Below are 25,168 nucleotides of genomic sequence, written 5' to 3' on the forward strand. Positions count from 1 at the left end.
TGCCATGTGCGGGGCCCCGCCGGGTCGGTTCGGCCGGCGTCATCGGCGCCCGCGATCAGCGAGCGGCGCCCGCACGGTGGACGCGCGGGACGAGGCCCGCTGTCAGCCAGGAACGTCGAAGCCGTCGCCGTCGAGCGCGGACCGGATCAGGCTGAGCCACTCCTCACCCAGCCGGCGCCCGTTCGGGAGTTGGTCGTCTCGGTCCCAGCGCCACGCGGTGATCATCGCCAGTACCAGGAGTCGGCACGCGCGCAGCAGGGCCTGATCCGCGCCCGGACAGTGCTCGCCGACCTCCTCGGGGGCATGGGCGAGGTCGAACTCCACGGGGCCACGGCAGCACGTCTCCAGATCGATGAAGAGCAACCCGCCTTGTGTGGACAGCACGTTGCCCGGGTGCGGCTCGCCGTGCAGCAGTTGCTCGGCGCCCCCGCGCTCACCGATCACGTCTGTCATCCTGCGCAACGTGTCGCCGAGCAGCTCGCGGTCCGCCTCGGGGAGCGCGGGAGTGCGATCGCGGTCCGCCACGAGCCGTTGCGCCTGCTCGACTCGCTCCGTGAAGTGCGGCGCCGGGACGTCGAGCCGACTCATGCCGGCATGCAGGCGTCCGAGCGCCTCGGCGTAGCCGGCAGGTGAGAGCTGGGAAGGCGCCACGGGTTCGTAGTAGGTCCAGAAGGTGACCACGAAGGCATCACGTTCGTAGACGCGTGGCTCCACTCGGGGCTCGAGAGCGGCCACCGGGCACCCGGCCTCGGCGAGCCGCTCGGCGAGCTCGACCTCGAACCGGGCGACCTGCTGCGCCACCGGCGCCACTCGGGCCAGGACGTCACACGGCAGCAGGCGCAGGGTGAGCTTGTTGGAGTCATGGAGAACGGTCACGTCGTCGGCTGCCAGACCCAGCGACGAGGCGATCGACACGGCCGCGGCCACCGCTCGGGAAGCCTGTGACGCCTGCATCGTGGTGTGCCTCCGGTGCGCGAGTCGTCGGTCCCCGGGGGTCCTCACGGGACGCTCCTGCGTCGAACAGGCACGGGGCGATCCGCCAGACTGGCACAACCGGCACCGCGCCCGCGTCTCCTTTTCGGCGGGCCCGAGGCCCTGACCGGACGCACTCGCCGCCACGGCCGAAGGCGTCCTCGACGAACCTGTCAGGTGCGCGAGACGGTGACTCCGCCGACCAGGCCCCAGGCGTCGATCCGGACCGTCGGCCCGCCCGGCTCGCTCGGGCCGTCGTCCTTCACCCCGCCCAGACGCAGGCCGTGCACCTCCACCAGGACATCACGGCGGACCCGGAGACTGACACCGCCGATCAGGCTCAGTTTGGTGATGCGCAGCTCGGCGCCGTCCGGGATGTCCAGGTCGCTCAGATCGACGTCGGCGCCGCCGATGAGGGAGGCGGTGACCGTCCGCTCGTGGAGGGTGGCGCCCTCCAGGCGATGGCCGCCGATCAGGCTCACCTTGACATCGGTCTTCCGCGGGTTCTCACTGTTGCTCTTCGTCATGAGAAGAACCCTACAGACGGCGGGACTTGGCGCTCAGTGGCAGTCGTCCGGCGCTGCACATGACAAGTGTCACGCCGAGATCGGCGCCGAACTCCTCAGGCATGGCCCCGGCCGTAGAAGCGCACATAGTCGACCGTCATCCTCGCGGGGGACGGCGTCGAGGCGTCGGGCGGGCCGGGCCAGTCGCCTCCGACGGCGACGTTGAGCAGCAGGTGCATGTCCTGTTCGAAGACCCAGTCGCGTGGCGCGGGCAGCTTCGACGGAGTCAAGGTGAAGTACGGTTTTCCGTCGACGGACCAGGTGATGCGGCGCGGCTGCTTGTCCACGGCGTAGGTGTGGAACGTCTGCGAGGCGTCGGCCGGCAGGGTGAGGGAGCCGCCGATCCCGTTCTCGTTGAAGTACGTCGGCCCGTGCGCGGTGCCGTACACGGTTCGGGGCTCCCCGCCGACCACCTCGCAGATGTCGATCTCGCCCTGCGCAGGCCATTCGGCCCCGTTGTCGCCCAGCATCCAGATCGCCGGCAGCAGTCCCGTGCCGGTGGGCAGCTTCGCCCGGACCTCCACGCGCCCGTGAGCGAGGGAGACCTTCCCCTCGGTGGTCAGACGAGCCGACGTCCAGGTGCAGAACTCCTGCGTGTAGCACGGCAGCCGGGACCCGGCGGCCGCCGGCCGCGCCGAGATCAGGAGATGACCCGCGCCGTCGAGGCCGGAGTTGGCCGCGTCGTCCGTGTAGTACTGCAGTTCGTCGTTGCCCCACCCCTCGGCGTCCCGGTTGCCGGTCTCGGTGTTCCAGTACTCCTCGGAAGGGCGAGCAGCCGCCGCTCCGTCGAACTCCGCCTGCCAGAAGGGCTGTTCCGCGGCCGGGGAAGAGCGCGGGTCCTGAGCGGAGCCGCACCCGCACAGCAGTCCGCTCAACGCCAGCACGAGCGCCGGGAGGGTGTTTCGGTTCATCGCGCTGCTCCTCGAAGGTCATGCGGAAGACGGTGAACAGCGGACGCCGTTCCCTCGGCCTGCTGCCCGGGGATCGCTGGAACCCCGGACCGGGCGTACCTCTCTCACCGTCTGACAGGGGGATCGCCGATGAACATCATGACTCGGTACGCGCCCGCCGCGGCGCTGCTCGTCCGTTGCTGCCTGCCGCTGGCCGCCTGCGGCACGGAACACCCGGGCGTCTACGGCGACCACGGGCACGCCGAGGTCCTCGGCCCGGCGAAGACCACCGCCGAGAAGGACTGGTGAACAGGCGCCGCCGTCCGCTGCGCGGGCCGCCCGGATCAGCCGATTTTCCCGGCCCTGTGCCGGAGCGCGATGAACATGAGGACGCCCGCGCACGAGAAGACGGCGGCGCCGACCAGAAACGGGACCGGGGCGTACTCGTCGACGCAGGTCTGGCCACCGGCTGCCGCACGACAGACGTTCCCCGGGCCGCCTCGGTTCAGGTAGGCGATATAGACGAGCGGCACGGCCGGCCCGGCCAGCAGTCCGACGATCGTCCTTCTGGGGCTCCGCCACAGCAGGACGCCCGCCGCGACGGCGGCGAGAAGCACCAGAACGATGCCGAACGACAGGATGGCGGCCAGTCCCGTACCGGCGCACGCCCCCACCGCGAGCCAGCCCAGGAACCAGCCCCAGGCGACGACGTTTCCTTCCGCGTCCGCGGTCGGCTGACTTGTGACCATGCCTTCCCTTCCCCCGGAAACCGGGGCGTGAATCGCCCGCCCGTCACCGAGTGGGAAACGGCACAGGCGCCGGGGCGGCCGAACAGTGGCTGCTTCCGGGGGCGTTGGAAGGCGATGTCCGTTTTCCGCCGGTGTCGCGGGGATGCGGTGGGCAGGGTGGTGCTCGGCGTCGCCAGGCAGGTCCGGGCGCCCGCGATCCGAGAGAAGGAGCCCGTCCGCATGCACCGTACGATCGACCCGAGGGTCTTGTACTTCGGCACACCCGTGGTCCTGGTGAGCACGTGCAACGAGGACGGCTCAGCGAACCTCGCGCCGATGTCGTCCGCCTGGTGGGTCGGTCAGTCGTGCATGCTCGGCTTGGACCGGACGTCCAGGACCACCGAGAACCTGGCACGCACCGGCGAATGCGTGCTCAATGTGACTCCCGCGGCGCTGGTCGGCGCGGTCGACCGCATCGCCCTGCTGACCGGCGCCCCGGTGGTGCCGGAGCACAAGCAGCGCAAGGGCTACCGGTACGAGCCGGACAAGTTCGCCGCGGCCGGGCTGTCGCCGATGCCCTCCCTGGTCGTGTCCGCGCCGCGGGTGGCCGAGTGCCCCGTTCAGCTCGAGGCGCGGGTGACCCGTACGCATCCCTTCGAAGAGGAGGATTCGGGACTCGTGGCGATCGAGACCCGGGTGGTACGGGTGCACGTGGAGGAGGAGTTGCTGGTGCCGGGGAACCAGCGCCACATCGACCCGGACCGCTGGGATCCGCTGGTCATGAAGTTCTGCGAGTACTACGGGGACGGCCGTCACCTGCGTCCTTCCCGGCTCGCCACGGCCTGGAGGATCCCGGGACCGACCGACGCGGTGCGCGGCTGAACGAGCCCCCTGTGGCGGGGACCGGACGCTCGTGGTCAGCGGACGGCGAGGAGGCCGTCCACCAGGGCCCGGAGCCCGTCCAGGTAGGTGTCCTCGGCGGTCAGCGGGGCCCGTCTCGACGACCTGGCTGTGCCCGGGCATCGCGTCGTCGACAACGCGGGCTTCTTCCACGCCGGCCGTGATCCGCGCACGGTGAGCGACGACCGACTGGAGCGGGAATCCCTACCGATGGTGGCACCGGCGGCTCTACGCGGGTGATGAGAGCGGGGGCGCGGTCCCGACGGCCTCGAGCCGGACGGGGCGGCGTCGGCTTCCCCGTGCAGGCCTTCCGCCTTGACGAGCCCGCCCGCGTTCACCGCTCGGCGGGCGTGGCGTTCCCAGGGTTGCGACGGGTTCGCTCTTCGGCGTCGGCGAGCCGGAAGAAGACCAAGGGGAGGGCGAGTTCGATCGCCGCCAGCGCGAGCTGGAACAACATTGCGGCCGGCCGTGAAACGGCGAGCGAGAGCAGCCGGCCCGCACCGCCCAGCAGGAAGACGCCGGCCGGCCACCGCACCGCCCGAGCCGGGATCGGGCGCTCGGCGCGGTTCTCGGCGTCCTCGGGCCGTTGCTCGCCGAGGACGCCGACCTCGACTGGCCGCGACCTGAGGCGTCACCGGGCTTGTAGTGCAGGGCTCGCAGGTCGCCGGCTGCGGCCCTCGGGCATCGACCGCCTCTGGCGGCACCCTTGCGAGATCCCGTCAATCGTTCCAAAAGATTCGATGGGCACGGCGAAACATTTCGACGGGCCGCCTCCTCGACAAGGCCGCTGACGGGGCTGCCGACTACGCCCCTGGCTCCATCGCGCGGTCTGGACCGTGACCTGACCGCGGTGTTGACATGTACAGCGCTTTCTCTACCATCCGTGGAGTCGACGATCCGAATGCAGGTCGAAATTTCGAACCCGGCCTGTGTGCCCAGCAGTCGGCATGCCTCCGTCCTGAACACCAGTCATCCCTTGTCTGGCACCGCCGGTCGTCCGCCTGCGGCGCCTACCCCGAAAGGAGCCCACGGTGCCCAGAACACCGGCCAGACGACTGCTCCGGATCTTGGCCGCCGCCGCGCTGACGGTCACCGCGTCTCTCACGGCCTCGGCCCACTCCGCCGCCTCCGCCGCGCCCGGCAGCCCGGCACTCACTCCGCCACTGGGCTGGAACAGTTGGAACAGCTTCGGCTGCGGTGTCACGGAGTCGCGCATCCGCGAGGCCGCCGACGCGATGGTGTCTTCGGGGATGCGGGACGCCGGTTACCGGTACGTGGTGGTCGACGACTGCTGGTTCGACCCGCAGCGTGACGCGACGGGCAACCTGCGGGCCAACCCGACCACGTTCCCCAGCGGGATGAAGGCGCTCGGGGACTACATCCACGGCAAGGGCCTGAAGTTCGGGATCTACCAGGTACCCGGCGAACGGACCTGCGCGCAGACCAGCGGCGCCTATCCCGGGGCGACGGGCAGCAGGGGACACGAGGCGCAGGACGCGGCCGCGTTCGCCTCGTGGGGCGTCGACTACCTCAAGTACGACTGGTGCTCCTCCAGCGGCACCCGTGACGAACAGGTCTCGCGATTCACGCTCATGCGCGACGCCCTGCGGGCCACCCGGCGGCCGATCGTCTACAGCATCAACCCCAACAGTTTTCACGCCATCACCGGCGCCACGTACGACTGGGGCGAGGTCGCCGACCTGTGGCGGACGACCGAGGATCTGCTCGACATCTGGCAGAACGGCAACACCAACAGCTATCCGATGGGCGTCGGCAACGTCTTCGACGTCAGCGCGCCGCTGGCAGCGCAGTCGGGCCCGGGGCACTGGAACGACCCGGACATGCTCGTCGTCGGCCGCCCTGGCCTGTCACTGACCGAGTCCCGCTCCCACTTCGCGCTGTGGGCGCTGCTCGGCGCCCCGCTCATGGCCGGCAACGACATCCGCACGATGTCCGCCGACGTGAGCGCGATCCTGCGCAACGCGCGACTGCTGGCGGTGGACCAGGATCCCCTCGGCGCGGGCGGGCGCAGGGTCCGCGACGACGGCGCCACCGAGGTCTTCGCCAAGCCCCTGTCCGACGGCTCCGTCGCGGTGGGCCTGTTCAACCGGGGCGCCGGAGCCGCGACCGTCAGCACGACGACGGCCCAGGTCGGCCTGTCGGGCGGTTCGTTCACACTCACCGATCTGTGGACGGGCGCCACGTCGAGCACGGCAGGACAGATCTCGGCGAGCGTCCCCGCGCATGGTGTCGCCGTGTTCCGGGTGTCCGGCGGCAGCCAACTGGCCTCCACCACGTCGCGGTTGCGCCAGAACGGCTCCGGCCGATGCGTGGACGTGGACAACGCCTCCACTGCCGCCGGGGTCACCGTCCTGCTCTGGGACTGCCACACGGCCGCCAATCAGCTCTGGACCACATGGGCCGGTGGCGAGATCCGGGTCTTCGGCGACAAGTGCCTCGACGCCTACAACCAGGGCGCCGTCGACGGCACCCGGGTCATCACCTGGCCGTGCAACGGCCAGGACAACCAGAAGTGGACCATCGGCTCCGACGGGACGATCCGCAACGCTCACTCCGGACTGTGCCTCGACGCCGACCGGGCCGGCACGGCCGACGGCACCCCCCTGGTCCTGTGGACGTGCGACGGCCGCACCGGCCAGAAATGGAGCCGGTGGTGAACCCGGGAGTCCTCCGGGTGAACTGACGACGCCGAGCGCGGAGTCGCCGGGCGGTCGGCATGGCACCGCACGGTCGGTGAAGGGCTTCCGTCGGCGAGGCTCTGGTCCCGTCGTCCGACCCCGTGGTCAGTGACAACGGCGTTCCGCTGGCCCCGACGGTCTACCGGCTCACCAAAGGGCGGGTGCGCGCCATCCCGACCGGCTCGGCCCCGGTCCGGCCGACTGGCCACGAACAGCATGGCGGTGCCGCCCGAGGCGGTCCTGGACGCGATGCGGCTCCACCACCCCGGACTCGCGGTACGGCACTGAGCGGGCCCGTCGCCGGACAGACCGGCCGGGTTCTGCCTCACCCCGTCCACAACCTCCCGAGGCAGAACACCTAGCCGTCGTAAGGGACCCAGGCACGCTCGCCCGCGTCGTTCGTGCCGTACCAGTAGTGCGGCAGTCCCTTGATGCTCGTGGTGTGGAACGGGCGGCCGTGGTCGTCGATGCGGATGGTGCCGGTGCGCCCCTCGGAGGACCAGTCGAGTTCGAGGTACCAGCGGGCGTCATGGGCCTCTGTCGTCGCGTCGACCAGCAGCACCTCCGGGTCCTCGGCGGAGACGCGGTACGGGAAGTGCACGGCCGGGAGGGCGCCTTCGGCGTCGGCGCCGTTCTCCGAATGGGTGATGGGACGGTCCACGTCGAGGTTCACCGTGAAGCGGCGGGGTGTGAGGTCGCCGCCGCAGCCCTCGCCCATGGCGTACGCGTTCCCCACGGCCGGGTTGCCGCGGCTGACGATGCGGACGTGGAGCGCCTCCAGGACCACGGCCGTCGACGACCGTCCCTGTACCGAGACCTGAACGATCGTGTGCCGCCCGTGCACCGCGCCCTGCGTCGACGCCCACACCCCGGCGTCCTGCTCCAACGGCGGTGGGGGAACCTGGGCGGGCGGCTTGTCGATGACGTAATCGTGGTCGCAGCCCTTGTCCCAGACCAGGGAGTCGGCGCTCCAGGCCAGGGGCGCCGCACGGGTGGCAGGCTTCGCGGTCGGGGCGGGACCGCTGCCGGTGGCGGACGGGCCGGCGGCCGGCTGCCGAGGGCTCGGCGACGCCGCGCTGCCTCCGGAAGGGGAGGCGGTGGCGGACGCTCGCGCCGAACGGTGGGGCGCCCCGGGGGCGGTGGTCCGGGAGTTCGCGGAAGGGGAGGCTTCCGCGTGGGGGGAGCGATTGTCCGACAGGGCGAACGTGGTGCCCAGAGAGGCGAGCAGCACGCAGGCGACGGCGCTGGACGTGAGGACCCGTCGGCGGCGGTACCAGGGGCGGGCAGCGGGGGTGGGGGCGGCGGGGGTGGGGGCGGTGGCCTCGTCCGGGTCGGGCGCGTTCCCGGGCTGCTCCGCGGAGCTGTCCTCCTCGGCGGGTGCCGCGTCCTCGGCGCGTTCCCCGTCCGCGTCCGGCGCCGTCGGCGAAACCGCCGCCTCGGCCGGACCGGTCGGACGCACCCGCTGCCGAGCCGCAGCCGCCGACAGCCACAGCCGGTGCAGTTCGAGCCGCTCCTGCGGTGACGCCTCGCAGAAGGCGGCGAGCCGCTCCACGGGCGCGAAGTCCTGCGGAACCGCCTCGCCCGCGCAGTAGCGGTGCAGCGTGGAGGTGTTCATGTTGAGGCGGCGGGCCAGAGAGCCGTAGCTGCGGTCCGTGCGGTCCTTCAACCGGCGCAGCAGCGCCGCGAACTCCTCGACATCGTCCCGTCCCGGCACCGTTCCTCCGTCGTCCGCCCGCGATCCAGTATCCCAGGCCCTCATATACCTGCACGTCAGATGGGCTGGGATGGTTCCAGTATCGCCTGAGGGGCGGCGGTCGTTGCGCCGGACTGCGGTGACCGCCGATGCTGTCGGTGTCGCACCGGCCACGGCGGCCGGGGAGGCCCGGCGGCGTGGGCGACGTCCGACACGCGTCCACGCACGGCGGTCCCCCTGGCCACCGCGCTTGATCCGCCGGTCGTCACCCGGTCCGACCATGCCCGTGGCTGACGACGCCGGTTGCCCCGTCGTCCTGGCACCGGCCGGTCTCGCCTCGCCGGCGGCGGCATCGGCGAGGAACGGCGCACACGATTCCCGGCTGTCATGTCAGCCGGTCCACTCGATTCCTGGAGGTCTGATGAAGTCTGTCCTGCGAAAGGCGGCAGGTGTGGTGGGCGCGAGCGTGGCTGTCGCGGCGCTGTCCGCGACCGGCGCGTCGGCGGCCCGGGCGGAGCCCCCCACCCACGGCTGTTCGTACCCCTACGTCTGTTTCTACGTGGACGACCACGCCTACGACGCGGGCACACCGATCGCGAAGTACCGCGACGTGACCAGTTCCTACCAGTCGGTCAGGTCCCGCCCGCACTACCACGTCGTGAACACCCGCAACGACGACGTGGCGTACCTGCGGCTCCAGGACGGCGGCTCGATCTGCCTGCCGCCCAATTTCGAGACCGTCTTCGCGAACTCGTACAGTGTCACCGGGATAAGGATCTCCAGCAGTTCGACCTGCTGAGAGGCGGGCTCCTGGCCACCGTCCACGGCGGAATGGACCGTTTGCAGCAACGTCGAGGCGCGCCGGCCTGCGCGGGCGGTGAGGGTGGAGGTGCACCGCCGTCGCCCACTTTCAGGAGCCTCGATGCCTCTGCGCCCCGCACGGTCGCTTCGTGCCGTCCTGCGACCACGACTGACGTCCGTGATCGTCGTCGCGACCGCCTCGCTGGCGGCGTTGGTGCCGGCCACATCGGGCGCCGCCTCCGGCGCCGGACCCGGACCGTCGGACGACCGTGCGCTGCAGCGTCAGATCGACCGGTTCGTGAGCGAGCCCGGCGGTCCGCCAGGAGTCATCGCCGTGCTGCGCGACGGCCGGCGGACCCGCGTGCTGCGGGCCGGCGTCTCCGACCTGGCGACCGGCCGTCCGCCGCAGGTGAAGGACCACATGCGGATCGCGAGCACGGCCAAGGCCTTCAACGGAGCGGTGGCGCTGTCCCTCGTCGACCGTGGCGCACTGGGGCTGGACGACACCTTGCGCGAGCGCCTCCCGCAGCTCCCGGCGGCCTGGGGCCGGGTGACGCTGCGCCAGCTGCTGAACCACACCAGCGGCCTGCCGGACTACCTGCGGGACCCCGAGTTCGCTTCGGTGTTCGCGGCCGATCCGCGTCACCACTTCGACTCCCGCCGCCTGCTCGACTACGTGGCCGACGAGCCCCTGCGGTTCAGTCCGGGCAGCCGCTACGAGTACTCCAACTCCGACAACATCGCCGTCGCCCTGATGGCGGAGGCGGTCACCGGAGCCCCGTACGAACAACTCCTGCGGCGGCTGGTCTACCGGCCGCTGGAGCTGCGCGACACCAGCCTTCCGCAGGGTTACCGACTGCCCGAGCCCTACCTGCACGGGTACGACATGAGCGACCCGCCCGCTCCCGTGGACGTCAGCGAGCTGGTGAGCGCCTCCGGCGCGTGGGCATCCGGGGGCATCGTCTCCACCCCGCTCGACATGACCCGCTTCATCCGCGGCTACGCCCCCGGCGCGCTCTACGGCAAGGGCGTCGTGCGGGAGCAGCGCCGGTGGATCGCGGGCGCGTCCGAGCCCGCCGGTCCCGGACGCAACAGCGCGGGCCTCGGCATCTTCCGCTATACGACGCGGTGCGGCGTCGTGCTGGGGCACACCGGCAACTTCCCCGGCTACACGCAACTGGTGGCCGCGACCCCCGACGGTCGCCGTTCACTGACGTTCTCGATCACGCGCCAGGTCAACGCGGCCGACGATCCCGCCCGGGTCGAACGGCTGCGCGCCATCCAGGAGGACTTCGTCTGCGCGCTCCTGCACGACGGCCGCTGAGCGCCCCACGCGCGTGCGCCGACGGACGCGCCAGCGGGCGGGGACGGCGCTGGGGAGACCGACGGGCGGAGTCGCGGCGGCGCCCGTGAGGCTGAGCACCAGGTCTCACTTGTGGGCGCGGGCCATCAGCAGTGGCTGGAAGAAGCCTGTGCTCCAGGCGTACGCAGTAGTCGACGCTGACGCCGGACAGGTGCGAGACCTCTTCGCGGCGCAGCCCCTCGGCCCGGCGGCGGGTGTCGGCGGGGATGCCGGCGGCGGCCGGGCCGACCCGGGCTCGGCGGGTCCGCAGAAAGCCCGCGAGATCGTCCACGCCTCCCGGTACGGCTTCGCCGGTCGCCGCGAAGGTGGTCGTGCGCGATGAACTGGAAGGCGGTCGTGGACGCCGGAGACCACGGCCCCGACGCCGCCCGCCCGGTGAAGGTCGCCGCGGACTCGGGCCGCGCCTTCGGCAACGGCACGCTCAGCCGGGTCGTCGTCGCCGAGCAGGAGAAGCTGACGACTGCGGCTGCGGCCGCTGCGGTGGAGCGTGCCGGGCGGTCAGAGGCCGCCCGTGTCGAGCAGTCGGTTGGGGGTGTCGGACCGGATGCCGCCCAGGGCGCCACGGGTGGCCGTGTGATCGAGCCAGACATGGACCTCGTGGGCCGTGGCGTGAGGATGGGCCGACAGGTACAGGGCGATCACTCCGGTCGCATGGGGCGCGGCCCAGGACGTCGCGCCGCCGTCCTCCGTGACCGTGCCGCCGCCGGCGAGGGCGGCGGTCACCTTCTGGCCGGGAGCGTACAGGTCCACGCAGCGTCCGTAGCCCGACCCGTAGGAGCCGCCGTCGCTCCAGGCGCGGTCGGCCGGGGTGGAGGCCGCGACGACGATCGTTCCGGGAACACCGGCCGGGGAGTGCTTGCAGGCGTCGTCGTGGAAGTTGCCGGCCGACACGACCGTCGGGATGCCCGCGTCGACCATCTTCTTCACCGCGGACTCCAGGGTCGCGGACCGGTGGTCGAGGTTGAGCGACATGTTCACCACGGCGGGCTTCTGCGCGTGCGCGGTGACCCACTTGACCGACTTCACCAGGGCCGCCTCGGCCGCCGCCGGGGAGCCGCCGCCCCCGCTCTCGCACAGGATGCCCTGGACCCGCACGAGGTCCGCCTGGGGCGCGACCCCGTACTTCGCCCCGCCGATGACGCCGGCGACGAAGGTGCCGTGGCCGATCCCCTCGTCGCTGAAACAGTCGCCGGAGTCCTTCGGGCCCACGAAGTCGGCGCCCAGGCGGGCCCGTCCGCCGAACTCCTTGTGGGCGACGTCCATCCCCGTGTCGATCACATAGACGTGGACGCCTTTGCCGGTGGCGGTGGTGGTGAGCTTCCCGTTCAGCGGCCGCGAGCGCTGGTCCAGGATGTCCAGGTTCCACGGGACGTGCCGGGTGAGGGACGACGCCGTGCTCGGCGCGTTCGCGGACAGCCTCCCCACCGTGCCCGCCGACACCGGTGCCGGACCGGAGAGCGCCCCGACACCGGAGGGCGTCGCGGACCGCCCCGGCTGCTGCGCGGCGCGCGTCCCACCGCTCCCTGGCGTCGCGTCGGTGTTGCCGCCGCCGCAGGCCGAGGCCCCGAGCACGGTCACCATGGCCATCGTCATGAGACCGGCCTTCGTCGTGTTCCGTGCCACTGCGTCCCCCAGTTCCCTGCTTCGTGCACAGTCGGCGCACAAGACGACCACGGGGGGCGCGCGGTTCCCGACACGGCGTACCGCGGGGGGTGGCCTCGCGACCGGGGGGTAAGGCGCGGCCAGTTCAGCCGGACGGATCCGCTCCCGCCGGAGCCGCGGAGGGCTCGCCCGACCGGCCGGCGCGTGCCGATCCGCGTGCGCTCGTCCGCGGCGCCCGTCCCGCGGTCGAGACGGGATCGAAAAGGCGTCGACCTGACCACCTCCTGACGGGATCCTTCAGGCATGGAATTCCTCTGCTACCACCGAGACCGGCCCGGTTCGCTGCCGCTGCGCGCCCAACTCCTCGAAGAGCACTGGTCCTACATGGACCGGTACGCGAAGGAGATGATCGCCCGGGGTCCGCTCCTCGCCGATGACGGCGAGACGCCCACCGGGAGTGTGCACATCCTCGACCTGCCCGATGCCGCGGCCGCCCGCGCGTTCGCCTTCGAGGAGCCCAACTACCAGGCAGGCGTCTACCGGGACGTGCTGCTGCGCCGGTGGCGCAACCTGCTGGGGCGCACCATGTGGGACTTCCCCGGCGGCCGCACCGGCGGCAACCGGTACCTGGTGCTCGGCCTCGGCGCGGGACAGGCCGCCGACCTGGCGGTGCCGACCGAGCGGGACGAACTGATCGCCTACGGGCCGCTGCTGTCGGACGACGGCGCCGCCTGGTTGGGCACCGCGGTGCTGCTGCGGGCGCCGGACGCCCGGACGGCACGCGCCGTCCTCACCGCGGAACGGTACGCCCATGTCGAGGTGCACAACTGGCACTTCGGCGGGCGGGCGTGACGACCTGAGGACGTCGTGCCGGCGTCCCGGCCGCACCGATGGGACGCCGACACGAGGCCGGGCCGCCGCAACGACCGCGCCGCCGGGGTTCCCGTCCTTCCCGGCGCCTTGCTGTTCGGTCGCGCCGTTCGCTCGACGAGTGACGCGGCTACGGATCGACCGCGTCGGGCGGTGTCCTCCCTCACCGGTGCCGCGCCGTCGGCGGTCTGCATCCCTCCAGCGCTGCGGCGCACGGCCGCATCATCTGCCATCGTTCGTTATAGTGAACGCAGAGTTCGCTCAACCTACCCAGTGAGGGTGTCATGCAGGTCCCCGCCTACTACGCGGACACGTACGAGGAGCAGGCCCGCACCCAGGTGGCCGCCATAGGCGAGCGCGACGGCGTGCCCTGGGTGGCGGTGGGGCATTGTCTGTTCCACCCGCAGGGCGGGGGTCAGCCCGCCGACCGCGGGTGGGTGGACGGCCATGAGATCGCTCCTGTGCGCGACCACGACTCAGGGCTGGTCGTGGCCATGGCCGTCGGTGAGGACGCGCTGCCGGTCTTCTCCGTCGGTCAGCCGGTCGAGGTCCGCGTCGACCTGCCGCTGCGCACCGCGCACGCCGCCCTGCACACGGCCGGTCACCTGATCGAGGCGGCCGGACGGGCCCAGGGCTGGGTCCTGGCCGCGAACAGCCACTTCCCCGGCCAGGCCCGGATCGAGTTCACCGCGCCGCAGCCCGACGCCCGCCTGGACACCCCGCAGGGCCGGGAGGAGGCCACCGAGGCCCTGCGGACGGCCATCGACAGGGCCATTGCCGAGGACCTGCCAGTGACCTGGGAGAACGACGACGAGGGGCGGCGCGTCGTGCACCTGACCGGTCTGCACTCGGCTCCGTGCGGGGGCACTCACGTGCGCAGCCTCGGCGACCTCGCCGACGTCGCGCTGCCCACGCTGAAAGTCAAGAAGGGCCGGATCCGCGTCTCCTACAGCGCCACCCACCGGGAGCGGTCGTGACGCCGCCGCCGGGGGAGCGCCGACCCGCCAGCAGCACCGCGATCGCGGTCGGGGCACAGATCCGTCGACGCCGGGAGCAGCGCGGCATGAGCAGCGCCGAGCTGGCCCGCCGGGCGGGCCTGGGCAAGGCGACCCTCTCGCAGTTGGAGGCAGGGCGGGGCAACCCGACCATCGAGACCCTGGACGCGCTCGCGATCGCCCTGCGCATCCCGCTGACCGACCTTCTGGCCCGCGACACCGACCCCGGGCCGGTGTTCGTGCCCGGCACCGGCCTGGCCGACGGCGACGTGGGACGCGAACTGCTGCGCCGTATCAGCAGCGGCAACAGCCTGGAGATCTGGCGCCTGCGCATGCCCCCCGGAACACACCTGGACGGCGTGCCGCACGCCACCGGCACCATCGAGCACCTGCTCGTCTCCTCCGGCCGGCTCACCGCCGGTCCCGCCGACGCCCCCACCGACCTGCGCCCCGGCGACCTGCTCGCCTTCGCCGGAGACGCCGCGCACATCTACCGCACCGGACCCGAGGCGGCCGACGTCACCGTCGTCATCGCCTCCCCCGTCATCAGCTGAAAGCGACACTCCCGAACATGAGCAGCACCGCCCCCACCGCGCCCCGGCGGATATTCTCCAGCGACAACACCGTCGGCGCGAGCCCGGAGATCGTCCGTGTCCGTCAGCGGCGCAGAGCGTGCCGGGCCATGGCCAGCGTGGTCCCGCTGTCGTCGAAGTCCCAGGAGACGACCTCCAGCCAGGACAGGTAGCCGGCAGCGGCGAAGACCAGCACCTCGCCGGGCAACTCGCCGCTTCCGGTGCGGAACCGGGCTTCGGCCGCCACCACCGTCCCCGGGCCGGAAGGCGCCGGCTGGACCGACGCGGTGTCGAGGTCGAAATAGGCGGTGCCGCACCCGCAGGCGCAACGCCCTGTCACGCGCAGGTGAGGCACCTGGCGGCGGAGCGCCGCGTGAACCGGGTCGTCACCGCTGAGGAGGACGTCGAGCACGTCCGCCACGTCGGAGGGGAGAGCCTCGATCATCCCCGCACCTTAACCGCCCGAGAAGGATCGTAGGCTGTCGCCTCGTGACCCGGGGCCTGCGCGGACGCGTCCGGCTGCCGGGAAGGTTCGGGGGTAGTTCGGCGTCTCGTGGGTACTTGCGTCCGGCGTGCCTCGGTGAACGGGTGCTCGCGGCAATGGCGCTTTCGAGGCATGAGGAGAAGAATGAGGCTCCGCGAGTCGGCTCTGTCGTTGGCTTCCCGGTGTTCCGCGGAGGTCCTGGCCGGCCGCTACCGCCTGGACGCCCGCATCGGTTCGGGCGGCGCGGCGGACGTCCACCGCGGCTTCGACCTGCGGCTGAGGCGAGCGGTGGCCGTGAAAGTCTTCCGGCCCGGAACCGGCGTCGAATCGGAGGACGGCCTCAAGAGCGAGGCGGTGATCCTGGCCCGGTTGCAGCATCCCGGGCTGGTCACCGCCTACGACGCCGGACGGCACGACGGCCGCGCCTTCCTGGTCATGCAGCTGATCGAAGGCTCCACGCTGAAGGACCGCATCGCCGAAGGCGCCCTGCCCTGCGAAGACACCGCGGCACTGGGCGCCGACCTCGCCCGCGCCCTGGCTCACGCCCACGACGCGGGGATCGTCCACCGGGACGTCAAGCCGTCCAACATCCTCCTCGACGCGTCGGGCCGCCCCTACCTGACCGACTTCGGCATCTCCCGGCTGATCGACGCCACCACCCGCACCGTCACCGGCACCCTCGTCGGCACCGCCGCCTACCTCTCTCCCGAACAGGTGCTCGGGCAGGGTGTGGGCCGGCCTGCCGACGTCTACTCCCTCGGACTCGTGCTCCTGGAATGCCTCACGGGCAGGCTGGAGTACGGGGGCGGACCGCTCGAAGCAGCGATCGCGCGGCTCCACCGGCCACCTGAACTGCCCGACGGCCTTCCGCGCGAACTCGAAGCCCTGCTGCGGGACATGACGTCCCTGGACGAACAGACCCGCCCGTCGGCACTCGACTGCGCCCGCACGCTGGCCACCCTGGCCGCCCCGCCCGTCGGCGCGACCACCGCCGTGCCCGCCACGCCCACCTCGCCCACCTCGCCTCCGGCCCGTGTCACAGCCCTTGCACGGGGTCGGGAATCGGCCCACGACGGCGACGCGACGCATCCGGACGGGGTGCCCGCCCCGGACCGGGCGGCGCCGGCGACGCCTGCACGCCATCGGGCTCTGGCGGTCGGCGGAACCGTCGCGCTCGCCACCGTTCTGGCCGCCGGTCTCGCCGTCACAGACGTCCTCCCGCACCAGGGAAGCGGCGGGAACACGGCACGCGCTGCCGGCCGTCCTACCGGGAGCACCGGCTCCGGAGGCGGCTCCGTGGGAAGGAACAACGCCTCGACGGCCCCCCGGGCCACGCCGACCCCTGCCCGCGGCGCCTCCGGCGGATCACTCCGCCCTGTCGCCTCGGTGCGCAGTGTCCGCCCCTCTTCCGGCAGCGCGAGCCCGAATCCGGCCGACGCGGCAGCCGCCACCCACCCCCACCCGTCCGACAGCCGGGCTCAGGCTGACACGTTGCCGGTGACGCCCGGCGAACAGTCCGGCACGTCGAAGAAGGCCGACAAAGCCGGCAAAGCCGAGAAGGCGGAGCTCAAGTCCGCGAAGCAGAAGGCGAAGGCGAAGGCGAAGCAGAAGGCGGGGAAGGGGAAAGCCGATTGACGCCTCGGCTTGCCGGATCGACCCGGTGACCCGGACGGCCGCCCGGAGGCGTCCCGCGCGAGGACGTCACTGGAGCCGTTGTCGGTGAAGGGTGGACACCGGCTTCTTCTTGAGCATCGGAGCGGTCGATCCGTCCCTGACGGCCATCGCGAACGCCCTGCGCGTGGGGGACCACCTGGTGCGGCGGCTCAGCTGACGGGACAGGGTTTCGCGGCGACACGCCTCCGAGCGGACGAAAACGCCCACCGTTCGGCGCAGTCCGCCGGCGCTCGGCGAGAGGGCGCGGGCCGGCGGTGCTTGTGTGGCCGGTGAGCGTCCGGGCCCGGCCCGGCGGTACGAACACTCAGTGGAGGAAGACATCGTGGGCTCTCCCGGCAACGCGTCTCGGACCGTGGTTCCTCCGCAGCTGCTCAAGGGCCAGAAGGCGCTGGTGACCGGAGCGAACTCGGGCATCGGCAAGGCCACCGCCATCGCTCTGGGGCGGGCGGGGGCGGACGTCGCCGTCAACTATGTGGCGGGCCGCGAGGAAGCCGACAAGGTGGTCGAGGAGATCGCCTCCTTCGGCGTGCGCGCGGCGGCGCTGGAAGCGGACGTGTCCGACGAGGCGCAGGTCGTGTCCATGATGGACCGCATGGTCCAGGAGTTCGGCACGATCGACATCCTGGTCGCCAACGCCGGGATGCAGCGCGACGCGCCGTTCACCGAGATGACCCTCGCCCAGTGGCAGAAGGTCCTCGACGTGAACCTGACCGGGCAGTTCCTCTGCGCTCGGGAGGCGACCAAGGAGTTCCTGCGCCGCGGCGTCGTCCCGGAGGTCTCACGCGCCGCCGGCAAGATCATCTGTATGAGCTCCGTGCACCAGATCATCCCCTGGTCCGGGCACGTCAACTACGCGGCCTCCAAGGGCGGTGTGGGGATGATGATGGAGACGCTGGCCCAGGAGCTCGCGCCCCACAAGATCCGCGTGAACGCGATCGCCCCGGGCGCCATCATGACCCCCATCAACCGCGACGCGTGGGAGACGGAGGCGGCCCGCAAGGACCTGCTGCGTCTGATCCCCTACGACCGGGTCGGCGACCCCGAGGACATCGCCCACGCCGCCGTCGGCCTGGCCTCCGACCTCATGGACTACGTCGTGGGCACCACCTTGTACGTGGACGGCGGGATGACGCTCTTCCCCGGATTCGCCACCGGCGGCTGACCGACCTTCTTCGCGTCAGCCCCAGGAGAGCCCCCCATGCACACCACTGTCCAGATGCTGACCGAAGCGCCCCCGCAGCTGCTTCCGGCCAGGTCGCTGATGGCCTTCACGCTGGCCTCCCACATCATCCTCGTGCCGCTCGGCGTGGCGCTGCCGCTGATCACACTGATCATGCACGGTTACGGCCTGCGCCGCGGTGACCCCACCGCCCTCCTGCTGGCCCGTCGGTGGTCGGCGGTCATGGCGATCCAGTTCGCCATCGGCGTCGTCACGGGCACCGTGCTCTCCTTCGAGTTCGGGCTGCTGTGGCCGGGCATGATGGGCCGGTGGGGCGACGTCTTCGGCATCGGGTTCGGCGTCGAGGCCTGGGCCTTCTTCCTGGAGGCCGTGCTCATCGCCATCTACCTCTACGGCTGGCGCAGGCTTCCCGCCCGTACCCACTTCCTGCTGGGTCTCCCCCTGCCCGCCGCCGCCCTGCTCGGCGCGTTCGGCATCCTGGCCGCCAACTCCTGGATGAACACGCCCCGCGGCTTCACGCTCGACGCCGCGGGGGACCCGGTCGACGTGAGCATCCGGAAGGCCGTCTTCACGCCCATGTTCGGGCCGCAGTACTGGCACTTCGTCGTGGCGATGCTCCTGACGGCGGGCTATGTCGTCGCCGGCGTCTACGCCGTCGGCTGGCTGCGCGGTCGCCGCGACCGCTACCACCGGCTCGGCTTCACCGTCCCGTTCTCGGTCGCCGCGCTGCTCACCCCCGTGCAGTTCATGCTCGGCGACTCCATCGCCCGGCAGGTGTTCCACCAGCAGCCGGTCAAGTTCGCCGCCATGGAGATCGTCTGGAAGACGGACACGCACGTGCCGGAGTACCTGTTCGGCCGGATGCATCCGGACGGGAACATCTCCGGCGGCATCAGGATCCCCCAGCTCGACTCCGTCCTCGCGGGTTTCCACACCGACACCGAGGTGACCGGGCTGACCTCGGTCCCCGCCGCCGACCGGCCGACGGCCACTCAGGCCACCATCGCTCACTGGGCCTTCGACGTCATGGTGGGCATCGGCTCGGTCCTGATCCTGCTCGCGCTGTGGTACGCCGTGGTGCTGCTGCGCCACCGCCGGCTCCCGGCCTCGCCGTGGTTCTACCGGTGCGCGGCGCTCGCCGGCCTCGCGTCGGTCGTCGCCGTCGAGTCCGGCTGGATCACCACCGAGGTGGGCCGCCAGCCGTGGATCGTCTACCAGAACATGCGAGTGGCCGACGCGGTGACGGCGACCCGCTCCAGCAGCCTGTGGATCATGTTCGGCCTCGTCGTCGTGGTGTACCTCCTCGTCTTCGGGGCCTTCCTCGTCGCCCTGCTGAAGATGAGCAGGCGCTGGAGACAGGCCGACCGCGCAGCTACGGGAGCGGGCCCCGCCGAGGTTCCGGAAGCCGACGGCCCCTACGGGCCGCGCTCCGCGGCGCTGTCCGCGAAGGCGGCGGGAGCCGACGGCCACGACACTCCTCCGGACACGGGAGGCCGCGGGTGATCGTCGGGGTCATCGCCGTCGTCCTGCTGCTGGCCGTCGCCGCCTACGCCTGTGCGGGCGGGACCGACTACGGAGCGGGCTTCTGGGACCTGACCGCGGGCGGCGCACGCCGCGGGCAGCGCCCCAGATGGCTGATCGACCATGCGATGGCTCCCGTGTGGGAGGTCAACAACGTGTGGCTGATCTTCGTGCTGGTCATCATGTGGACCGGCTTCCCGGTCTTCTTCCAGCAGGTCTTCACCGCGATGTGGCTGCCGTTGGCGCTCGCGGCGGTCGGCGTAGTGCTGCGCGGCGCCGGCTTCGCGCTGCGCAAGGCCGCCCGCCGGCTCTCCGGCAGGCGGCTCTACGGCGCCGTGTTCGCCGTCTCCTCGCTGCTGACGCCGTTCTTCTTCGGCGCCGCCGCCGGGGGAGTGGCGTCGGGCCGGGCCGCGCGGGGAACACCGGCCTCGGCGGACGCCTGGGCCAGCCCGACCTCCGTCCTGTTCGGTCTGCTGGCCGTGACGACGACCGCCCTGCTCGGCGCGGTGTTCCTCGCCGCGGACGCCCGGCGCTTCGAGGCGCCCGGCCTCGACGCGTACTTCCGGCGCCGGGCCCTGGCGGCCCTGGCCGCCGTCGCCGTCCTGGCCGTCATCACCTTGTTCGTCACCCACGACGACGCGCCCCACGTATGGCACGGGCTCACCCACGGCGTGGGACTCGTCTTCGTCGTACTCGCCGGGCTGGGCTCGCTCGCCACCGCCTGGTCGCTGATCCGCCCCTCCGCCGCATGGTCCCGGATCGGCGCCGTCGGCGTGGTCGCGTCGGCCGTCATCGCCTGGGGCATGGCGCAGCGCCCGTATCTCGTCCCCACCACCCTGACCGTCTCCGAGGGCGCCGGCGCGCACACCACCCTGCGCTGGCTGGGCCTGGTCACGCTCGTCGCGGCGGTGCTGGTCTTCCCCGCGGTCGCCCTTCTCTACTGGCTGGACACCCATGGCGAGCTGGAGGCCCTCACCGACGCCGACCTGCGACGCGATGCCGCCGTCGACGAGGGCTGAGCGTGCCGCGGGCCCACGGAGGGCCGCCGGGCGAGCGAGGACGACATCCTGTTCGGCCTCGCCCTGACCGTGGCGCTGGCCGGCGGCTCGCAGATCCTCGCCGGCCGGCTGCGCATCCCCGCGCTGATCGTCCTGCTGCCGGCGGGGTTCACCGCCGGGGACCTCGGGATCGGCTCGTGCTCGTGGGACCCGTGCCCGGCCCGGCCGGCTGAGCAGCACGGCGCTCACTGCCGGTCCAGAGCCGCGTTCAGGGTGAGGGCCGCGTCGATGAGCGCGAGATGAGTGAACGCCTGCGGGAAGTTGCCCAGTTGGCGGCCGGTCAGGTCGATCTCCTCCGAGTACAGGCCCAGGTGGTTGGCGTACCCCATCATCTTCTCGAACGTCAGGCGCGCCTTGTCGGTGCGTCCCGCGCGCGCCAGGGCGTCGACGTACATGAACGTGCACAGCGAGAACGTGCCCTCCGAGCCCCGCAGGCCGTCGGGCGAGGCGGCGGGGTCGTAGCGGTAGACCAGGCTGTCGCTGACCAGTTCGTCCTCCATGGCGTCCAGGGTGGAGGTCCAGATGGGGTCCTTCGGGGTGACGAAGCCGACCGTCGCCATGCGCAGCAGCGAGGAGTCGAGGACGTCGCCGCCGTAGTGCTGGACGAAGGCCTGCCGCCCGTCGCTCCAGCCCTTGGACATGACCTGGTCGTAGATCTGGTCCCGTGCGGCCTGCCAGCGGGCCGTGCCGGCCGGCCGTCCGTTGGCCTCGGCGAGTCGCAGGGCCCGGTCGAACGCCACCCAGGACATGACCCGGCCGTAGGTGAAGTCCTTGCGGCCGCCGCGCGTCTCCCACAGCCCCTCCTCCGCCTGGTCCCAGTGGTCGACCAGCCAGTCGAGGTCCGTCAGGAGCGAGTTCCAGCCGCGGTGCCCCGTCTGGATCCCGTGCCGGTGCGCGAAGTAGATGCTGTCCAGCGCCTCGCCGTAGATGTCCAACTGGAGCTGGGTGGCCGCGCCGTTGCCGATGCGCACGGGCGCGGACCCCGCGTAGCCCTCCCAGTGCTCCAGCAGCGTCTCGTCCAGGTCGGAGGAACCGTCGACCTTGTACATGATGTTCAGCGGACCCGAGTCGCCGTCGCTGCCCGCCCGCTCGCGCACCCGGTCGCTCAGCCACTGGATGAACGCCTGCGCTTCCTCCGTGAAGCCCATTCCCAGCAGGGCGTACACGGAGAAGGACGCGTCGCGGACCCAGGTGAACCGGTAGTCCCAGTTGCGCTCGCCGCCCAACTGCTCCGGCAGTGCCGCCGTGGGGGCGGCGACCAGGGCGCCGCTGGGGGCGTAGGTCATGAGCTTGAGGGTGATCGCGGAGCGTTCCACCGTCTCCCGCCAGCGCCCGGTGTACTGCGACTGCGCCAGCCACGAGCGCCAGAACGCGACGTTGCGTTCGAAGAGCTGCTGGTACTCCGTCAGGCGGATCTGGCGCGGCGGCCCGTCGGGGGCGGACTCCAGCATGAGTCCGCGCTGCTGGCCGGCCTGGAGGCTGAGGGTGAAGTGCAGGTCGTCCTGCCGGTCCATGAGGAGGTCGAGCAGGCGGTCGTCGTCCGGCTCGCGGATGGCGTGCACGGTGAGGGCGCTGTGCCCTTCGGTTTCGAACACGGCGCCGTTCTCGGTGACGTGCAGGCGGTGTGGCCGGCGTCCGTAGTCGAGTCGCGGGGCCACCTCGATGTCGAACGCCATACTGCCGCGCACGCATCGGACGATGCGGATCAGCTGGTGCCGGTCCGTGGCCGTCGAGCCGGTCACCGGCATGAAGTCGAGCACCTCTCCCGCGCCCGCCTCGGTCATGAACCGGGTGACCAGGATCGCCGTGTCGGGCAGGTAGAGCTGTTTGGTCGCGTAGGTCTCGGCCCTCGGCCGGACGGTGCAGTGCCCGCCCTTGTCCGTGTCGAGGAGCGCGCCGAAGACGCTGGGGGAGTCGAACCGCGGCAGGCACAGCCAGTCCACCGTCCCGTCGGTGCTCACCAGCGCCGCGGTCTGCAGATCACCGATGAGGCCGTGGTTCTCGATGAGCGGGTAGTCGGCCATGCGGCGCCCCTTTCAGACCCCTCACGGAAAGTGCACCGGAATGCACCCATTCAGCCTAAGTCGGTGATCGTGGGGCGGCGCGGCGAGCGGCGCGCCGCCGCAGCAGCCGTCGGGCGCGCGCAGGGTGAGCACCCCGACCGGCGGCCGGCTCGGCGCGGGTGGAGACTCCGCTGCCGGTCCGCTGTGGCCCGTCCCGGTGCGACGCGCCCCACGGGGACGCACCGTTCGACGGTGCTGTGGGCGAGGTGCGCCGTCAGACGACCAGTTCGGCGATGCTCCGGGCCGTCAGCAGGAAGCCGACGAGCAGGGAAAGCGTGACGACCAACTGCTCCTGATGCCGCGCGAGCCAGTCCCGCAGGGCGTTCAGACGGGCGTTCGCGGCCTCCGGCGCCCACACCGCGTACATCTCCATGACGATGAGACTGAGGGTGGCCAGCAGGCAGTAGCCGGTCAGTGCGACCCAGGCGGCGAGGTCGGAGAGGTTCGCGTCGACGGCGGTCGCGGCGCCGGCGCCGACCAGTGCCCAGGGCTGCAGGAGCCAGGCCAGGCCGGCCGCGGTCGCCGGAGAGGCGTTGTCGATCCGGGCGGCCCAGCGGGGCGGGCCGTGCGGGCGCGGCGGTCGGCGGCGCCGGTGTGTTCCGTACACCACGAGTGCCAGGCCGATGGCGAGTTTCACGGCGAGCACGGCGGTCGAGGGCGCACTGTGCCGGGCCGGGGGCTGACCGCCGGTCAGGAGCATCACGCAGGCGATCACCGTGACCAGATTGGCCAGCCACGACAACAGGAAGGCCAGGCCCTGGCGGACCCCGTGCCGCGAGGACAGCAGCAGGATGTAAGCGCTGTTGTGCAAAGGCCCCAGGGTGACGGCCGTACCGATCAGCACCAGGTCGAGGACCATGGGTTCAGCCGCTCCTGGGTGTCGGGGCCTCTGCCGCCGTGGCGGGCGGACCGGTCGGCGGGATGGGGCGGTACTGCGGCACCGCATCCCGACTCTGCGGCCGGCGATCCGGCCGGTCAAGCGCGCTTCACCCGCATGGGGGCATGCGCCGGCACTTGCTTTCCTAGGACCCCTAGGTTAAAACTAGGGGTCCTAGGATGACGTGGAGGGCGCATGGTGCGGGCAGGACTGACGGCGGAGCGGGTGACGCTCGCGGGCGCCGAGCTGGCGGACGAGGTGGGACTGGACCAGGTGACCATGGCTCAGTTGGCGCGGCGGCTCGGCGTGAAGGACGCGAGCCTTTACGCGCACGTCCGCGGACTGGAGGATCTGCGCGGACGGATCGCGTTGCTGGCGGCGGACGAGAAGACCGTCCGTATCGCGCGGGCCACCGTCGGCAGGGCGGGCAAGGACGCGCTCGTCGCCTTCGCCGACGCCTGGCGGCAGTACGCCCACGAGCATCCGGGCCGCTACACGGCTACGCAGACCCCGGTCGAGATCGACCCCGACCTGGCCGCGAGGGCGCCCGGACCGCGGCGCGCGGTCGAACTGACCTACGGCATGCTGCGCGGCTACGGACTGGCCGAGCCCGACCTGACCGACGCGGTCCGGTTGCTGCGCAGCACGTTCCACGGGTTCGTCGCCCTGGAAGCCGCAGGCGGCTTCCAGGACCGGCGCTCACCCCAACAGTCCTGGCTGCGCGCTCTCGACGCGCTGCACACCCTCCTGGAGCACTGGCCCTCGTCCCGAGAAGGAGAGTCTTCATGACCGCCCCCACGGCCGGCAGCCTGCGCGTGAACGGCGCGACCTTGCACTACGAAGTGCGAGGACAGGGCCCGCTCCTGCTCCTGATCCCCGGAGGGACGGGCGGCGCCGCCTCCTTCGACGACGTGGCCGACGACCTCGCCACCGACTTCACCGTCGCCGCCTACGACCCGCGCGGGATGTCCCGGAGCACGCTGGACGACCCGGAGGCCGAGCAGAGCGTCGCCGAACACGCCGACGACGCGTTCCGCTTGCTGGAACTGCTGTCCCCCGACCGACCCGCCCGCGTCTTCGGCGCCAGTTCCGGCGCGATCGTCGCGCTGCACCTGCTCACCGCTCGTCCCGGACGCGTCGAACGCGTCGTGGCCCACGAGCCCCCGGCTGTGATGGTCCTGCCGGACGCGGCCGAGCATCGCGAGCTCCTCGCGCGGGTGCGGCGGACGTACCGCACGCAGGGGCTCGTGCCCGCGATGACCGTGTTCGCCGCGGGACTGAACGAGGGCGGCGACAGCACCGCGGCCGAGGCGGAGATCGAGCTTCCGCCGCAGGCGGCGGCGCGGGCCGAACGGACGATGGGCGACCTGCCGTACTTCGTCGGGCGCATCGTCCCCGGCTTCATGTCCTACACCCCGGACGTGAACCGGCTCGCGTCGCTGGCGGACCGGCTCGTGCTCGCCGGCGGCCAGGACTCACGGGGCGAGCTGACCTACCGCCCGGCCGCTCTCCTGGCCGAGCGTCTCGGCGTCCCGCTCCTGCACTTCCCCGGCGGTCACATCGGCCTGACCACGCACGCCGCCGAGTTCGGCGAACTCCTGCGCAAGGCGTTGCGTGACTGACCGTTCCCAGGGGAGCGGTCGATCGTGCGGGAAGGACG

At 71.9% G+C, this 25,168-nt stretch carries 24 protein-coding genes and 4 pseudogenes; 16 read left to right on the plus strand and 12 right to left on the minus strand.

What is annotated here, in order from left to right:
• Nucleotides 1-102: 102 nt before the first annotated feature.
• From ACFVYK_RS02415 to ACFVYK_RS02425, 3 genes are all read right to left on the minus strand, one after another.
• A complete protein-coding gene (locus tag ACFVYK_RS02415; protein ID WP_389767827.1) occupies nucleotides 103-954 on the minus strand; it encodes a phosphotransferase enzyme family protein in 852 nt (283 codons plus the stop codon).
• Between the two features lie 191 nt (nucleotides 955-1,145).
• Nucleotides 1,146-1,499 carry a hypothetical protein gene (locus tag ACFVYK_RS02420; RefSeq protein WP_389767615.1) on the minus strand — a complete coding sequence of 118 codons (354 nt, stop codon included), beginning with the start codon at nucleotides 1,497-1,499 and terminating at the stop codon, nucleotides 1,146-1,148.
• 95 nt (nucleotides 1,500-1,594) lie between these two features.
• Complete coding sequence (locus ACFVYK_RS02425) at nucleotides 1,595-2,449, minus strand: family 16 glycosylhydrolase (RefSeq protein ID WP_389767617.1); 855 nt, start codon at nucleotides 2,447-2,449, stop codon at nucleotides 1,595-1,597.
• 129 nt (nucleotides 2,450-2,578) lie between these two features.
• On the opposite strand from ACFVYK_RS02425, the gene ACFVYK_RS02430 reads away from it, so the two are divergent.
• Nucleotides 2,579-2,737: a hypothetical protein gene (locus tag ACFVYK_RS02430; RefSeq protein ID WP_389767618.1), complete on the plus strand. Its 159-nt coding sequence runs from the start codon at nucleotides 2,579-2,581 to the stop codon at nucleotides 2,735-2,737.
• A 35-nt stretch (nucleotides 2,738-2,772) separates the two neighbouring features.
• On the opposite strand, the gene ACFVYK_RS02435 is transcribed toward ACFVYK_RS02430, so the two are convergent.
• Nucleotides 2,773-3,177 (minus strand): hypothetical protein, encoded by a 405-nt coding sequence (locus ACFVYK_RS02435; RefSeq protein WP_389767620.1) that lies wholly within the window; start codon nucleotides 3,175-3,177, stop codon nucleotides 2,773-2,775.
• A 219-nt stretch (nucleotides 3,178-3,396) separates the two neighbouring features.
• On the opposite strand from ACFVYK_RS02435, the gene ACFVYK_RS02440 reads away from it, so the two are divergent.
• Nucleotides 3,397-4,038, plus strand: coding sequence for a flavin reductase family protein (locus tag ACFVYK_RS02440; protein ID WP_389767622.1), 642 nt, complete (start codon nucleotides 3,397-3,399; stop codon nucleotides 4,036-4,038).
• Between the two features lie 35 nt (nucleotides 4,039-4,073).
• Here ACFVYK_RS02440 and ACFVYK_RS02445 read toward each other — a convergent pair.
• Nucleotides 4,074-4,151 (minus strand): annotated as a pseudogene (locus ACFVYK_RS02445) (TetR/AcrR family transcriptional regulator); the annotation flags it as partial.
• Between ACFVYK_RS02445 and ACFVYK_RS02450 the strand changes: the two are divergent.
• Nucleotides 4,150-4,296, plus strand: a pseudogene (locus ACFVYK_RS02450) (toxic cation resistance protein); the annotation flags it as partial. The pseudogenes ACFVYK_RS02445 and ACFVYK_RS02450 overlap by 2 nt on opposite strands.
• A gap of 94 nt (nucleotides 4,297-4,390) precedes the next feature.
• Here the strand turns inward: ACFVYK_RS02450 and ACFVYK_RS02455 are convergent.
• Nucleotides 4,391-4,606, minus strand: coding sequence for a DUF4345 family protein (locus ACFVYK_RS02455; RefSeq protein WP_389767829.1), 216 nt, complete (start codon nucleotides 4,604-4,606; stop codon nucleotides 4,391-4,393).
• A 481-nt stretch (nucleotides 4,607-5,087) separates the two neighbouring features.
• On the opposite strand from ACFVYK_RS02455, the gene ACFVYK_RS02460 reads away from it, so the two are divergent.
• A complete protein-coding gene (locus ACFVYK_RS02460) occupies nucleotides 5,088-6,734 on the plus strand; it encodes a glycoside hydrolase family 27 protein (protein ID WP_389767624.1) in 1,647 nt (548 codons plus the stop codon).
• Nucleotides 6,735-7,113: 379 nt separating this feature from the next.
• Here ACFVYK_RS02460 and ACFVYK_RS02465 read toward each other — a convergent pair whose 3' ends face one another.
• Nucleotides 7,114-8,514, minus strand: a complete 1,401-nt coding sequence (locus ACFVYK_RS02465; protein WP_389767626.1) for a helix-turn-helix domain-containing protein — start codon at nucleotides 8,512-8,514, stop codon at nucleotides 7,114-7,116.
• 355 nt (nucleotides 8,515-8,869) lie between these two features.
• Between ACFVYK_RS02465 and ACFVYK_RS02470 the strand changes: the two genes are divergently transcribed.
• Nucleotides 8,870-9,247, plus strand: a complete 378-nt coding sequence (locus ACFVYK_RS02470) for a hypothetical protein (RefSeq protein WP_389767628.1) — start codon at nucleotides 8,870-8,872, stop codon at nucleotides 9,245-9,247.
• Nucleotides 9,248-9,370: 123 nt separating this feature from the next.
• A complete protein-coding gene (locus ACFVYK_RS02475; RefSeq protein WP_389767629.1) occupies nucleotides 9,371-10,573 on the plus strand; it encodes a serine hydrolase domain-containing protein in 1,203 nt (400 codons plus the stop codon).
• Nucleotides 10,574-10,724: 151 nt separating this feature from the next.
• On the opposite strand, the pseudogene ACFVYK_RS02480 reads toward ACFVYK_RS02475, so the two are convergent.
• Nucleotides 10,725-10,883: pseudogene (locus tag ACFVYK_RS02480) on the minus strand (XRE family transcriptional regulator); the annotation flags it as partial.
• A gap of 44 nt (nucleotides 10,884-10,927) precedes the next feature.
• Here ACFVYK_RS02480 and ACFVYK_RS02485 point away from each other — a divergent pair.
• Nucleotides 10,928-11,077, plus strand: a pseudogene (locus ACFVYK_RS02485) (flavodoxin family protein); the annotation flags it as partial.
• A 33-nt stretch (nucleotides 11,078-11,110) separates the two neighbouring features.
• Here the strand turns inward: ACFVYK_RS02485 and ACFVYK_RS02490 are convergent.
• Nucleotides 11,111-12,235, minus strand: a complete 1,125-nt coding sequence (locus ACFVYK_RS02490) for a S8 family peptidase (RefSeq protein WP_389767631.1) — start codon at nucleotides 12,233-12,235, stop codon at nucleotides 11,111-11,113.
• A 282-nt stretch (nucleotides 12,236-12,517) separates the two neighbouring features.
• On the opposite strand from ACFVYK_RS02490, the gene ACFVYK_RS02495 reads away from it, so the two are divergent.
• The 3 genes from ACFVYK_RS02495 (at nucleotide 12,518) to ACFVYK_RS02505 (ending at nucleotide 14,633) form a co-directional block, all read left to right on the plus strand.
• Entirely contained in the window at nucleotides 12,518-13,066 is a 549-nt protein-coding gene (locus tag ACFVYK_RS02495) for a YciI family protein (protein WP_389767633.1), read from the plus strand.
• 302 nt (nucleotides 13,067-13,368) lie between these two features.
• The gene (locus ACFVYK_RS02500) at nucleotides 13,369-14,061 is read left to right on the plus strand and encodes a metal-dependent hydrolase (protein WP_389767634.1); all 693 of its coding nucleotides are present in this window, start codon (nucleotides 13,369-13,371) and stop codon (nucleotides 14,059-14,061) included.
• Nucleotides 14,058-14,633 (plus strand): helix-turn-helix domain-containing protein, encoded by a 576-nt coding sequence (locus ACFVYK_RS02505; RefSeq protein WP_389767636.1) that lies wholly within the window; start codon nucleotides 14,058-14,060, stop codon nucleotides 14,631-14,633. Before ACFVYK_RS02500 ends, ACFVYK_RS02505 begins: the two co-directional genes overlap by 4 nt.
• 103 nt (nucleotides 14,634-14,736) lie before the next feature.
• Here ACFVYK_RS02505 and ACFVYK_RS02510 read toward each other — a convergent pair whose 3' ends face one another.
• The gene (locus ACFVYK_RS02510; protein ID WP_389767638.1) at nucleotides 14,737-15,096 is read right to left on the minus strand and encodes a hypothetical protein; all 360 of its coding nucleotides are present in this window, start codon (nucleotides 15,094-15,096) and stop codon (nucleotides 14,737-14,739) included.
• A 183-nt stretch (nucleotides 15,097-15,279) separates the two neighbouring features.
• Here ACFVYK_RS02510 and ACFVYK_RS02515 point away from each other — a divergent pair, with 183 nt between their 5' ends.
• The 4 genes from ACFVYK_RS02515 (at nucleotide 15,280) to ACFVYK_RS02530 (ending at nucleotide 20,529) form a co-directional block, all read left to right on the plus strand.
• Nucleotides 15,280-16,770 carry a protein kinase gene (locus ACFVYK_RS02515; protein ID WP_389767640.1) on the plus strand — a complete coding sequence of 497 codons (1,491 nt, stop codon included), beginning with the start codon at nucleotides 15,280-15,282 and terminating at the stop codon, nucleotides 16,768-16,770.
• 406 nt (nucleotides 16,771-17,176) lie between these two features.
• A complete protein-coding gene (locus tag ACFVYK_RS02520) occupies nucleotides 17,177-17,971 on the plus strand; it encodes an SDR family oxidoreductase (RefSeq protein WP_389767830.1) in 795 nt (264 codons plus the stop codon).
• A 36-nt stretch (nucleotides 17,972-18,007) separates the two neighbouring features.
• Nucleotides 18,008-19,492, plus strand: coding sequence for a cytochrome ubiquinol oxidase subunit I (locus ACFVYK_RS02525; protein ID WP_389767642.1), 1,485 nt, complete (start codon nucleotides 18,008-18,010; stop codon nucleotides 19,490-19,492).
• Nucleotides 19,489-20,529: a cytochrome d ubiquinol oxidase subunit II gene (locus ACFVYK_RS02530; RefSeq protein WP_389767644.1), complete on the plus strand. Its 1,041-nt coding sequence runs from the start codon at nucleotides 19,489-19,491 to the stop codon at nucleotides 20,527-20,529. The genes ACFVYK_RS02525 and ACFVYK_RS02530 overlap by 4 nt, the downstream gene beginning before the upstream one ends.
• A 224-nt stretch (nucleotides 20,530-20,753) precedes the next feature.
• Here ACFVYK_RS02530 and ACFVYK_RS02535 read toward each other — a convergent pair whose 3' ends face one another.
• Together ACFVYK_RS02535 and ACFVYK_RS02540 are read right to left on the minus strand one after the other, a co-directional pair.
• A complete protein-coding gene (locus tag ACFVYK_RS02535; protein WP_389767646.1) occupies nucleotides 20,754-22,592 on the minus strand; it encodes a glycoside hydrolase family 15 protein in 1,839 nt (612 codons plus the stop codon).
• A 253-nt stretch (nucleotides 22,593-22,845) separates the two neighbouring features.
• Nucleotides 22,846-23,490 (minus strand): GAP family protein, encoded by a 645-nt coding sequence (locus ACFVYK_RS02540; protein WP_389767648.1) that lies wholly within the window; start codon nucleotides 23,488-23,490, stop codon nucleotides 22,846-22,848.
• Nucleotides 23,491-23,703: 213 nt separating this feature from the next.
• On the opposite strand from ACFVYK_RS02540, the gene ACFVYK_RS02545 reads away from it, so the two are divergent.
• Together ACFVYK_RS02545 and ACFVYK_RS02550 are read left to right on the plus strand one after the other, a co-directional pair.
• A complete protein-coding gene (locus ACFVYK_RS02545; protein WP_389767650.1) occupies nucleotides 23,704-24,297 on the plus strand; it encodes a TetR/AcrR family transcriptional regulator in 594 nt (197 codons plus the stop codon).
• Nucleotides 24,294-25,130, plus strand: coding sequence for an alpha/beta fold hydrolase (locus ACFVYK_RS02550; RefSeq protein ID WP_389767652.1), 837 nt, complete (start codon nucleotides 24,294-24,296; stop codon nucleotides 25,128-25,130). Before ACFVYK_RS02545 ends, ACFVYK_RS02550 begins: the two co-directional genes overlap by 4 nt.
• Nucleotides 25,131-25,168: the final 38 nt, after the last annotated feature.

Source organism: Streptomyces sp. NPDC058291 (assembly GCF_042880855.1).
Taxonomy (GTDB): Bacteria; Actinomycetota; Actinomycetes; order Streptomycetales; family Streptomycetaceae; genus Streptomyces.